Origin of the sequence: Zunongwangia mangrovi, from assembly GCF_900112105.1 — a bacterium.
In the GTDB taxonomy this organism is placed as follows: domain Bacteria; phylum Bacteroidota; class Bacteroidia; order Flavobacteriales; family Flavobacteriaceae; genus Zunongwangia; species Zunongwangia mangrovi.
This window is the reverse complement of record NZ_FOKV01000001.1, coordinates 429,848-441,698: the sequence shown is the minus strand read 5'-3', so window position 1 is coordinate 441,698 and position 11,851 is coordinate 429,848. Positions and strand designations below refer to the sequence as shown.

Sequence of the window (11,851 nt, the reverse complement as noted above, 5' to 3'; positions counted from 1 at the left end):
CGACTTTATAAACATAAGATCATGACACTTCAAGACTATTTAGAACAGGTAAAATCCAATCCAAAATCTGCAGATTTTAAGCAAACTATGGCTTTGATCGACGAATATTATCAATTTTCGCCAGCCTCTTTTAAGAACGGAGAAATTTATAACGAAGCCGGCACCAACAACGGAAGCTGCAAAATCTTTGCTTTAGGATTACTCAAAGAACTTAGTAAGGAGACGACTTTAGCGCTTTTTGCAGAGCATTATTTTGAAGGTGTTTTAAATGATCCTGAAGGTGATAGTCACCAAAATATTCGAAATTTTATGAAAACCGGCTGGAGCGGAATCGCTTTTGATTCTGAAGCTTTGCAGCCTGTAAAGTAATTTCTTTGTAATTTAAGTCGATAGTATTTCCTGAATTATATTGATTTTCAGGTAATTTTTGTGTGTAAAGAAGATAAATGTAGATGAATACCCGCTGGACCATTAAACCAAATCCCAATCCCGAAATTGTAAATTCTTTGATGCAATCTTTGGGCGTAGAAAAACCTATTGCGAAACTCCTAGCGCAACGTGATATTACGACTTTCGAGGAAGCCAAGAAGTTTTTTAGGCCAAATCTTAAAGATCTTCACGATCCATATTTGATGAAAGATATGGATAAGGCCGTAGCCAGAATCGAAAAAGCCTTGGCTGTTGAAGAAAATATTATGGTTTATGGCGATTATGATGTAGATGGAACCACCAGCGTGGCCTTGATGTCGTCCTACCTAAAAACCCGCTATCCAAATGTCGCAACTTATATTCCAGATCGATATAACGAGGGATACGGAGTTTCTTATCAGGGAATCGATTTTGCGGCCGATAATGATATTAGCCTGATCATTGCTTTAGACTGCGGAATTAAAGCCATCGATAAAGTAGCTTACGCCAAGGAAAAAGGAATCGATTTTGTGATTTGCGATCACCACCGCCCGGGAGCTAATATTCCTGAAGCTGTTGCCGTTCTAGATCCAAAACGGGAAGATTGCGAATATCCTTATAAAGAATTATGTGGTTGCGGTGTAGGTTTTAAATTGATTCAGGCGTTGGCTGAAAAACGAGGTGATACCATCGAAGTCTTGCTGCCTTATTTAGATTTGGTGGCGACTGCAATTGGTGCCGATATTGTCCCTATTACCGGTGAAAACCGAATTTTAGCCTATCATGGTTTGCACGTGATCAATGTGGCGCCACGTCAGGGATTTAAAGCGATATTGAGTCAGCTTAAAAAAGAGACCATCACTATTACCGATGTTGTTTTCGTTATTGCTCCACGAATAAATGCTGCCGGAAGAATGAAGCATGGTTTGCATGCGGTTGAGTTACTTACGGAAGAAAACGAGGAGCAAGCACAACAATTCGCTTCTGAAATTGAACATCACAACGCCAGCCGAAAAGATGCTGATAAATCGATCACTGCTGAAGCTTTGGTGCAAATTGAAGAGTTAAAAGAACAGGAGCGATTAAGTACTGTTGTTTACGCCGACCATTGGCATAAAGGAGTTATTGGGATTGTGGCTAGCCGGTTGACAGAAACTTATTATCGCCCGACTTTGGTTTTTACGAAAAGCGGAGATAAGTTGGCAGCCTCGGCAAGATCTGTAAAAGGTTTCGATGTGTACAATGCTTTAGAAGCCTGCCAGGATCATATCGAGCAATTTGGTGGGCATATGTACGCAGCGGGCTTAACGATCAAAGAAGAAGAATATGAAAATTTTAAAAGGAAGTTCGAAGAAGTTGTTACTGAAACCATCGACAGGAAATTACTCACTCCGGAAATTAGTATTGATGCTGAACTGGAATTAGATGAAATCACGCCTAAATTTTGGCGAATCCTGAAGCAATTTGCTCCTTTTGGCCCGGGAAATATGTCTCCCGTTTTTATGTCTCGAAATTTAACCGATTCTGGTTTTGGGAAATGTGTGGGTAAGGAAGAAACACATTTAAAGTGCCGAGTAACACAGCTTGAAAACAAGTCTTCTTTCAATGTGATTGGCTTTAATCTTGGCGAGAAACTGGATATTATAAAAGATAAAAAAAGCTTTAGTGCCGTATATTCTATAGACGAAAACGAATGGAACGGAAATGTTTCTTTACAGTTAAGATTTAAGGATATCAAGGAGTAGTTAGATTTTAGATCGCTTCGCTTTTAGATGTTGGGAATTAGAAATTAGACTAGAGAGAATAGATTATAGATGCTACGTATGTTGAATGCAAAAACCTGTCACTTCGAGTGATTGTGAGTTTAGGAGCAATTTTATCGAGAAGTGGATTTTAGTTAGAATTCAGATTTTTAAAAGGAATAAAACTCAAGATTCGATAGCTTTAAACTTAAATTTGACCGAATCAGATTGAAAAGCTACAGCTAAAAAAGTCGTCATTTCGACCCTGCCGGGCGAGATGACAGTCTTTTACTAAACAGAAGTCAAAATCATTATGATAGCTAAAGCTAATGGCTAAAATCTCTGTAAACTGTCAACCGTAAACTCTAAACTCTTCTTAATTTAGACTCATTTTAAATAATATTCTTATCTTTGAAAGAAACCTGCTTAAAACCGAAGTATGGAAGATGTAGATATTATTTACCACAACGACACCGGAATATCTTTTAAATGGAAAAACGGAATAGCTAATACTAGTGAAAACCGAGTTCAACTAGTTTTTAAAGACATGGGGTTCTATTTACTACCGGAAGAAGTTGTACTCTTTTCAGAAAATATTCAGATTGCTAAACATCGTAATCCTAACTGTTCTCGATGTGTTAGTTCAGAGATTTGTGAACGTGATATTTTGCTTAAATCTCCTCTTCAGAAAATGGATTTTGCTGTAAATGCTTTCGAATTAAACGAGATCTGCGACCTTGTGGAAGGCACGATTTTCAAAATGAGACTTCATTATTACTTAGAATTCGAATCTAAAAATTAAACTGCTTTGCAATTAGATGTTAGAATCTAGAGATTACATGCTTTATGTTGAATGCTAAATTTTGAATTGAGAAACCTTTGACTTCGAGTGATTGTGAGTTTAGGAGCAATTTTATCGAGAAGTGAATCTTAGTCAGAATTCAGATTTTAAAAGAATAATATCCAAGATTTGATAGTTTCGACCTAAAATTTTAAAACTTTCAAGCAGAAAGCTAATGCCTCAAAGCCCATTGAAAATTGTTTCTTGAAAGCTGCAAACTGAGACTGCTAATTCTGCTTCTGAGTCTTTAGTAATAAATAAGTCTGACTCAAAGCACCTGCATCTCCAGGTTCGCTTTCTTCAAAATCTACGATGATATTACCACTTCTTTTATAAACCTGATTTATCGTGATCTTGGTACAGCAGGAATTATAAAATTCACCAACTACGATAATTAAATTCGCATTGGTAAAATCGAAATCTATGTTTTCTAAGTTTTCTGCTCGATCTGGATTTACCTCTTCAATAGTTGGAATAAAGTCTAACCAGTCTTCCCGATCTGTAAAAACCTTATATTGTTTAGGTATTTTTTCTCCTCTGGAATAGCTTAGCTGGCTCTCAAAAATGATTTCATAAGACAGGTTATCAATTACTACCTCAGCATCGTCACTGGAACATCCAGAAAATAGAAAAATAAAAAATAATAGCGAAGCTAATTTTAAAGCAGACATATTTATCTTTTTTTAAAGATACTGAAATCCACTTTAGGTTGCTTTTGCGTAGGTAATATTTTTAGGCTAGCTGAATCGGAGAGATAACAAATTAAACCAACGTTTGTCAAGCTAAAAGCTGATCGCTAAACGCTAATGCCTCAAAGCCCATTGAAAATTGTTTCTTGAAAACTGCTGACTGAGACTACCAACTGCCAACTGAGACTGCCAACTGAGACTGCCAACTGTAAACTGCTTACTGCTCCTTCAACTTCTTCAAGTGTAGATCCTTTCCGTCAAATTCAGCATAAGTGTAATGTGTGATCCAATCGCCGGTGTTGATGTATTTCGAATTTTCTTTCAGCTTAATTTCCATAGGTAAATGGCGGTGGCCAAAAAGAAAGTAATCATAATGTTTAGTTTCCAGTTTTCGTTTGCAATACTGGATTAACCATTCGTTGTCTTCACCTAAAAACTTTGCATCTTCGTCGCCAGAAATCAGTTTGTTTTTTACTGAAAAATATTGCGCTAAAGGTATTCCAAGATCGGGATGAAGCCATCGGTAAAGCCATTTTGCAAAAGGATTGGTAAAAACTTTTTTCATTCGCTTATAGCCGTGATCTCCGGGACCTAATCCATCACCGTGACCAATTAAAAAGTTCTTTCCGTTAAATTCGAATTCCTGCGGACGGCGATACGTGGGAATATTCAGTTCTTCTTCAAAATAATTCTCCATCCATAAATCGTGATTTCCGACGAAAAAATAAATAGGAATTCCGCTGTCTTTAAGTTCGGCCAGTTTTCCCATCACTCGAACAAAACCTTTTGGAACGGCATGTTTATATTCAAACCAAAAATCGAAAAGATCGCCTAGTAAAAAGATTGCAGCGGCATCGTGTTTAATCTCATCCAGCCACTTAACAAATATCGCTTCTCTGGGGTTACTAGCCTCTTTTGTAGGAGCGCCCAGGTGATTATCACTGCTAAAATATACTTTCTTTCCTTCGGGAATGGTCATTGGTCGTTGCTTAACTTTTGCAAAGTTAACAGAAACTTGCAAAGCGCGATTAGTTTCTTTTTTCTGAATAAGCCATTAATTTCTGAAGATCTTTAATCGAGCCGCCATTGGTGACCTTAAAATCATTTTCTTTTAAGATCTTACTGGCTTTTATGCTACGCAATCCATGAGCACAATAGGTAATATAATTAAGCTCTTTATCCAGCTTTTTTAGATTTTCTGAATTGATATCGCTAAGCGGAAAATTAGTAGCATTTTTAATATGTCCCTGCCTAAATTCTTTGGGAGTACGAACATCTAAGATTTGAAACTGACTAATATTCTTTCCCTTTAGCGAATGATCTGTGTTGCTATTTTTGAAATTCTTGAGCACAAAATAAGAGCCCAAAAGTACAACGAGAATAATGGCAAGAACACTTGGATTCACTTTTAATTGATGCTTTTAGAAATGAAAAATATGGTCTAAAAATCGATAATCTTAGTTATCGCTGGCGTACCATTCAGCAAAACTGGTTTCAGTTTCCTGGAGTTTTAATGAATGCAGTTTTATATGATCTGGTAAATGTTTATTTATTTTTTCAGCAAAATCGATTACCATATTTTCACTGGTAGGTTGATAATCCACTAAAATCACATGATGCCCACGATCCTGCAATTCTTTAGCAAGCTCCAGGTGTGGCGTGTTTTGGTTAAAAACGGTAGCATGATCAAACTGGTCTACAATTTCAGACTTTACGATCTTTTTTAGGTCGCCAAAATCGATCACCATACCATATTTTACATTTTCAGTATCTGCGATAGGCTCTCCAATAACGGTCACGCTAAGTTTATAGCTATGGCCATGAACATTGCGACATTTACCGTCGTAGCCGTAAAGCGCGTGTCCTGTTTCAAAAGAAAATTGCTTGGTGATCCTAATCTTTGCCATACCCAAATTTTATGTGTGCCGTGTATATTTTAATTCCCTTAAAATCTAGGCCGAAATTGTATAAAATCGACTCAGGATTTTTAGGAATTATTTTGAAGCAAAGGTATTAAAAGTGTAATCAATTTTGAAGATTAAGGCTTCAGCATTTTTTTATCCCGAAAATTTTCAGTTAACTTTGAAAGTGTAAACTTTAGGGGTGCCAATTAAATTTGGCTGAGATAACACCCTTTGAACCTGATCCAGATTAGCATCTGCGAAGGAAAAAGTACGAAAACTTTGAATCGATTTTGGTCAATATTAGGCTAAGTGCTATAAATTTATTCTGAATTTAAGACTTGTCTTCAGAATAAAAAAACTAAAATTTGATTCCTGGTTCGTGGAAAGGCCACGAGATTTATTCACTTTTCTTCAGGGACAATTCCCCTTGGTTTACAGCTATTAAAAATCTAAGGATATGATAACTGTAAACGTAAACAACCAAATTCATTCTTTTAAAGAACCTGTAAAGCTTCATGAACTTTTGGAGCAGCTTAAGATCAAGCCTTCAGGGATTGCCATTGCGATTAACAACGAGATTATTTCTAAACCTAAGTGGGAACATACACTGTTGGAAGAAGGAAATAATGTGCTGGTTATTCGTGCTACACAAGGCGGTTGATACGTATTTCAGAAAAAATAAAAAAATCAACCTAAACCAGTAAAGCATGAAACCTAACCAGTTACCACGCGAGCAGGCGATTAGTAGGGCGCCTTTTCCAAATTCAGAAAAGATCTACGTAAAAGGGCAAATACACCAAAATATAAACGTGCCTATGCGAAAGATCAAACTCGATGACACCATCGATAAATTTAACGGTACACGTACACCAAACGAACCTGTTTTGGTGTATGATACCAGTGGCCCGTATACAGATCCCAAAGTAGAAATTGATGTTAGGCAGGGTTTAAAACCCATTCGCCAGCAGTGGATCGCCGCCAGGGAAGATGTGCAACAGTTAAGCGGACTTTCTTCTGAATACGGTCGTGAGCGAGAAGAAAATGAAAAGCTTGATGAACTACGTTTTAAGCGCATCAGGAAACCTTTAAAAGCAAAACCCGGGCAAAACGTAACGCAAATGCATTACGCGAGGCAAGGCATTATAACTCCTGAAATGGAATTTATTGCCATTCGTGAAAATCAAAAACTTCAGGAAATTACGTCAATTACCAATCAGCATCCCGGTGAAAGTTTTGGGGCGAATATTCCCAAAGTGATCACGCCCGAGTTTGTTAGAGATGAAGTGGCCAGAGGTCGTGCCATTATTCCAAGTAATATCAACCATCCTGAAAGTGAACCCATGATCGTTGGGCGAAACTTTCTGGTAAAGATTAATGCTAATATTGGGAATTCTGCGGTAAGTTCTTCGATCGAAGAAGAAGTTGAAAAAGCAGTTTGGGCCTGCCGCTGGGGAGCCGATACGATAATGGATCTTTCTACCGGAAAAAATATCCACGAAACCCGAGAATGGATTCTTCGGAATTCCCCAGTACCTATCGGAACCGTACCAATCTATCAGGCTTTAGAGAAAGTAAACGGAAAAGCCGAAAACCTGACCTGGGAAATTTTTAGAGATACACTAATCGAACAAGCTGAACAGGGCGTAGATTATTTTACTATTCATGCCGGTGTTCGTTTAAAATACATTCCGCATACTGCAAAACGAGTAACAGGAATCGTTTCTCGTGGTGGTTCGATCATGGCAAAATGGTGTTTGGCGCATCATCAGGAAAGCTTTTTATATACCCATTTCGAAGAGATCTGTGAAATTATGAAAGCTTACGATGTTGCTTTTTCACTTGGTGATGGTTTAAGACCAGGTAGTATTGCCGATGCGAATGACTATGCCCAGTTTGCCGAACTAGAAACGCTGGGCGAATTAACGAAAATCGCCTGGAAGCACGATGTGCAGTGTTTTATTGAAGGTCCCGGGCACATCCCAATGCATATGATTAAAGAAAATATGGACAAGCAACTGGAAGAATGTGGCGAAGCTCCTTTTTACACGCTTGGCCCGCTAACCACCGATATCGCGCCGGGTTACGATCATATCACCAGCGGAATAGGTGCAGCAATGATTGGTTGGTACGGTTGTGCCATGTTATGTTATGTCACTCCGAAAGAACATCTTGGTTTACCGAATAAAGAAGATGTAAAAGAGGGTGTGATTACGTACAAGATCGCTGCCCATGCGGCAGATTTGGCTAAAGGTCACCCGGGAGCGCAACATCGTGACGATGCAATGAGTAAAGCACGATTTGAGTTTCGATGGGAAGATCAATTTAATCTGGCGTTAGATCCAGATACCGCGAGAACTTATCACGACGAGACTTTACCGTCAGAAAATGCGAAAGTGGCTCATTTTTGCTCGATGTGCGGTCCTAATTTCTGCTCGATGAAAATCACACAGGATGTGCGGAATTATGCGAAGGAAAACGGACTCGACAGCGAGGAAGCCATCATAAAAGGAATGGAAGAAAAATCTGAAGAGTTTAAGAAGAAAGGAAGCGAAGTTTACTTATAATTTTCGAACAATGTTAGTATTAATTTCTGCGGAAAAGTTTATCGAAAATGAAGAAACTCAACTGAAGTCAATTTTAGACAATGGCTTAGACGTGCTTCATATTCGTAAACCTAAAGCTTCTTTTGAAGACTTAAAACACTGGTTGCAAAGTTTCGAGCCGGTTTATCGATCTAAAATGGTGTTGCACCAACACCATGAACTGGCAAAAGAATTTAATTTGAAAGGAATCCATCTTACTGAAACTTTCAGGCTGATGCTGGGAGAAACTGTTGAAGATTATGCGACATCTTTTAAGCAGGAAAACTTAACGATAAGCACTTCGTATCATCAAAAAGAATTGATCTCGAAATCATCGATTTTCAACTACTGTTTTTTGAGTCCGGTTTTTAGCTCGATCTCAAAAACAGATTATGCGGGCAAGTTATTCCAGGTGCAAGATGTTCAGCAAAAAGTAATAGCGCTAGGCGGAATCAATTCAGCAAAAATTCCGTTAATCCGAAAAATGGGATTTAGTGGAGGTGCTGTGCTTGGTGCCGTTTGGATGGACGAAGATCCCGGGCAAAGTTTCAATAAAATTCAGCAGCAATATGAGTCAGTTTTTAGATAAAAACGAGTCGGTTTTTCAGAAAAAGATTTCCTGCCTTCAATATATCTCGCAGGGTAAAGATAGATTTCAGCATTTAGAAAATATTGAAAAAGTATTGAGAGCTGGCGGAAACTGGATACAGTTGCGAATGAAGGAAATGCCGCAAAATGAAGTGCTTAAAACAGCGATTTTGGCCAGGGAATTATGCTCAAAATTCAGCGCGAAATTGATCATAAACGATCACGTAAAAGTAGCGAAAACCTGTAATGCAGATGGTGTTCATTTAGGGCAGGAAGATACCAGTGTTTTAGAAGCTCGTGAGATTTTGGGAACTCAAAAAATAATTGGCGGAACGGCAAATACATTTCAGCATTGTTTAAATCACCTTGAAAATGGAGTCGATTATATTGGTTTGGGACCGTTGAGATTTACTTCAACCAAAAAGAAACTGAGTCCGATTCTAGGATTTTCAGGTTACATGGATTTGATGGTAGCATATTCAAAACATGAAAATACGGTTCCGGTAATTGCTATCGGTGGGATTCAACTCAGTGACATAGAAGAATTACGTCAAATCGGGCTAAGCGGAATTGCGGTATCTGGGATGCTAACGCATTCGGAACATCCTGAAAAAGAGATTCGGCAGATTTTAGACGGATTTGCTGTTAGAGGTTAGACGAGAAATTATTTTGAATGCTAAATGCTGAATTTTGAATGATTGAGGTTCCGGCCTGCCGAAAATTGCTCGTAAAATTTTAACCCGCATTATTTGGTGTGTCATGCTGAATAAAGTCCGGAATGACGGGAGCTAGGATCTTTTGCATATGCAGATACTTATTTACAAAAAACTAATCGTTGAAAGCTAAAAGCCGACAGCTAAAAACCTAACAATGGAAAAACTAAAAATAGCAGATAAAACCTTCGATTCTCGATTATTTACGGGAACGGGGAAATTCAGTAATTCAAAACTAATGCGAGAAGCAGTTTTAGCTTCAGAAAGTGAACTGGTAACCGTAGCTTTAAAACGAGTAGAAGCCGGTAATGAAGAAGACCAAATGATTTCCAGTCTTGCGCACGAGAAACTGAGTTTACTGCCTAATACATCTGGCGTTCGGGACGCAAAAGAAGCCGTGTTTGCAGCACAAATGGCCAGGGAAGCCCTGGGGACAAATTGGGTAAAAGTCGAAATTCATCCCGATCCTAAATATTTATTGCCAGATGCGGTAGAAACTTTAAAAGCCTGCGAAGAATTGGTGAAATTGGGTTTTGTGGTGATGCCTTATATTCATGCAGATCCTGTTTTGTGTAAACGCCTGGAAGATGTAGGTGTGCAATGTGTGATGCCGTTGGGCGCACCTATTGGAACCAATAAAGGTTTAAAAACTTTAGATTTCTTAGAGATTATAATTGAGCAATCCAATGTTCCGGTAATTGTTGACGCTGGGATTGGAGCGCCATCTCATGCGGCCTGGGCGATGGAAATTGGGGCAGATGCCGTTTTAGTAAATACTGCGATCGCTGTCTCTAAAAACCCTGTGCAAATGGCAAAAGCATTTAAAATGGCTGTAGAATCTGGGCGAATGGCTTACGAAGCAAAACTTGGCAAAACAGCTAAGATCGCAGAAGCTAGCAGTCCGCTAACACAATTTTTGTATGAATAGTTTTAAAGCAGTTTTAGCAAAGTACGATTGGGATGAGGTATTGGAAAGTATTCAGGAGAAAAATATCCTTGATGTAGACCATGCGTTAGCAACCGCAAAACCCGATCTTGAAGATTTTAAAGCATTAATTTCCCCTGCGGCCAAACCTTATTTAGAGCAGATGGCTGCTAAAAGCAGGGCGATCACTAAAAAGCGTTTTGGCAATACAATGCAGATGTATGCGCCAATGTATTTAAGTAACGAATGCCAGAATATTTGTACGTATTGCGGATTCAGTTTAACAAATAAGATTCCGCGACGTACCTTAACTGATGCTGAAATTTTAAAAGAAGCTGAGTTCCTAAAGAATAAAGGCTATCAGCATATTTTGCTGGTTACCGGCGAAGCCAATAGAACGGTGGGGATTGATTATTTAAGCAATGCCGTTAGGCTTTTAAAACCATATTTTGCCAATATTTCTATTGAGGTACAACCGCTAGATCAGGATGAGTATGAGCGATTAGTTGAAGATGGATTGTTTGCCACTTTGGTTTATCAGGAAACTTATCACCGGGCCACCTATAAAATTCATCATCCAAAAGGTAAAAAATCGAATTTCGATTATCGTTTAGAAACACCAGATCGATTGGGTAGAGCCGGAATTCATAAAATAGGAATTGGCGCCTTGTTTGGTTTGGAAGACTGGAGAGCCGATAGTTTTTTTACAGCTTTACATCTTAAGTATCTACAGAAAACCTATTGGAAAACTAAATACTCGATCTCTTTTCCGAGATTACGACCATTCAGCGGTGGTTTAGAACCTAAGGTTGAAATGACCGATCCAGATTTGTTGCAATTGATCTGTGCTTACCGAATTTTAGATGAAGATGTAGAGTTGTCGATTTCTACCCGGGAGCAAGAGAAATTTCGGGATCATATTGCGCATTTGGGAATCACTTCGATGAGTGCCGAATCAAAAACCAATCCCGGTGGTTATGTAGTAGAACCGCAATCATTAGAGCAATTTGAAATTTCAGACGAGCGAAGTACCGAAGTGATTGCTGAAATGCTATTAAAAAACGGAATAGAACCTGTATGGAAAGATTGGGAGAAGTTTTAGCCGGAAGTTCACAGTTTACAGGATTTAGCAAATAGCCTATATAAAGTTGCTCAATTTCCCCTCTTCAATTTAAAATAATTATAGCCGTAAACGTTAAATTTCGATGATTTGTGATACTCTATAGTTGTATTCATTATTTTAGAGGTTCAGAAGTGTTATTCAATTCTCTTTCAGAAGTATTAAATAGAATCAATATGGAAAACTCTAAAGTTAGTTCAGGTTTCAAACAAGGTCTTATGCTTGGCTTTTTAGTTTTCTTTGTGCTGTTATTAATTATCAACCTGATATTTAAGAATGTGCTTGGTGATAATCTTAATCAGACTTTAATTATGGGGATAAGCTTTTTTGGAATTTGCT

The 11,851-nt window shown here is 38.3% G+C and carries 13 protein-coding genes and 1 riboswitch; of the genes, 9 read left to right on the top strand and 4 right to left on the bottom strand.

All coding sequences use genetic code 11. The features are described 5' to 3' along the window. Window positions 1-21 precede the first annotated feature (21 nt). The 3 genes from BM201_RS02035 to BM201_RS02025 all read left to right on the top strand — a co-directional run bounded on the left by BM201_RS02035 (window position 22) and on the right by BM201_RS02025 (window position 2,952). Window positions 22-369 (top strand): HopJ type III effector protein, encoded by a 348-nt coding sequence (locus tag BM201_RS02035; RefSeq protein ID WP_092539725.1) that lies wholly within the window; start codon window positions 22-24, stop codon window positions 367-369. Between the two features lie 83 nt (window positions 370-452). Further along, window positions 453-2,153, top strand: coding sequence for a single-stranded-DNA-specific exonuclease RecJ (recJ, locus tag BM201_RS02030; RefSeq protein ID WP_092539724.1), 1,701 nt, complete (start codon window positions 453-455; stop codon window positions 2,151-2,153). 436 nt (window positions 2,154-2,589) lie between these two features. After that, window positions 2,590-2,952: a hypothetical protein gene (locus BM201_RS02025; protein ID WP_092539723.1), complete on the top strand. Its 363-nt coding sequence runs from the start codon at window positions 2,590-2,592 to the stop codon at window positions 2,950-2,952. Window positions 2,953-3,218: 266 nt separating this feature from the next. Here the strand turns inward: BM201_RS02025 and BM201_RS02020 are convergent, their stop codons facing one another. From BM201_RS02020 to BM201_RS02005, 4 genes are all read right to left on the bottom strand, one after another. Beyond that, window positions 3,219-3,662: a hypothetical protein gene (locus BM201_RS02020; protein WP_092539722.1), complete on the bottom strand. Its 444-nt coding sequence runs from the start codon at window positions 3,660-3,662 to the stop codon at window positions 3,219-3,221. Between the two features lie 235 nt (window positions 3,663-3,897). Next, a complete protein-coding gene (locus BM201_RS02015; RefSeq protein WP_092539721.1) occupies window positions 3,898-4,659 on the bottom strand; it encodes a UDP-2,3-diacylglucosamine diphosphatase in 762 nt (253 codons plus the stop codon). 49 nt (window positions 4,660-4,708) lie between these two features. Further along, window positions 4,709-5,086, bottom strand: a complete 378-nt coding sequence (locus BM201_RS02010; RefSeq protein ID WP_245758549.1) for a rhodanese-like domain-containing protein — start codon at window positions 5,084-5,086, stop codon at window positions 4,709-4,711. Between the two features lie 51 nt (window positions 5,087-5,137). After that, complete coding sequence (locus BM201_RS02005; protein ID WP_092540580.1) at window positions 5,138-5,587, bottom strand: 6-pyruvoyl trahydropterin synthase family protein; 450 nt, start codon at window positions 5,585-5,587, stop codon at window positions 5,138-5,140. Between the two features lie 182 nt (window positions 5,588-5,769). Next, a riboswitch (TPP riboswitch) is annotated at window positions 5,770-5,866 on the top strand. A 175-nt stretch (window positions 5,867-6,041) separates the two neighbouring features. Here BM201_RS02005 and thiS point away from each other — a divergent pair. From thiS to thiH, 6 genes are all read left to right on the top strand, one after another. Continuing rightward, window positions 6,042-6,245 carry a sulfur carrier protein ThiS gene (gene thiS, locus BM201_RS02000; protein ID WP_092539720.1) on the top strand — a complete coding sequence of 68 codons (204 nt, stop codon included), beginning with the start codon at window positions 6,042-6,044 and terminating at the stop codon, window positions 6,243-6,245. Between the two features lie 46 nt (window positions 6,246-6,291). Beyond that, entirely contained in the window at window positions 6,292-8,148 is a 1,857-nt protein-coding gene (gene thiC, locus BM201_RS01995) for a phosphomethylpyrimidine synthase ThiC (protein WP_092539719.1), read from the top strand. A 10-nt stretch (window positions 8,149-8,158) separates the two neighbouring features. Then, window positions 8,159-8,755 carry a thiamine phosphate synthase gene (locus tag BM201_RS01990; protein ID WP_092539718.1) on the top strand — a complete coding sequence of 199 codons (597 nt, stop codon included), beginning with the start codon at window positions 8,159-8,161 and terminating at the stop codon, window positions 8,753-8,755. Continuing rightward, a complete protein-coding gene (locus tag BM201_RS01985) occupies window positions 8,736-9,410 on the top strand; it encodes a thiamine phosphate synthase (RefSeq protein WP_092539717.1) in 675 nt (224 codons plus the stop codon). Before BM201_RS01990 ends, BM201_RS01985 begins: the two co-directional genes overlap by 20 nt. 214 nt (window positions 9,411-9,624) lie before the next feature. Further along, entirely contained in the window at window positions 9,625-10,395 is a 771-nt protein-coding gene (locus tag BM201_RS01980) for a thiazole synthase (protein ID WP_092539716.1), read from the top strand. Continuing rightward, window positions 10,388-11,494, top strand: coding sequence for a 2-iminoacetate synthase ThiH (thiH, locus tag BM201_RS01975; RefSeq protein ID WP_092539715.1), 1,107 nt, complete (start codon window positions 10,388-10,390; stop codon window positions 11,492-11,494). The genes BM201_RS01980 and thiH overlap by 8 nt, the downstream gene beginning before the upstream one ends. Window positions 11,495-11,851: the final 357 nt, after the last annotated feature.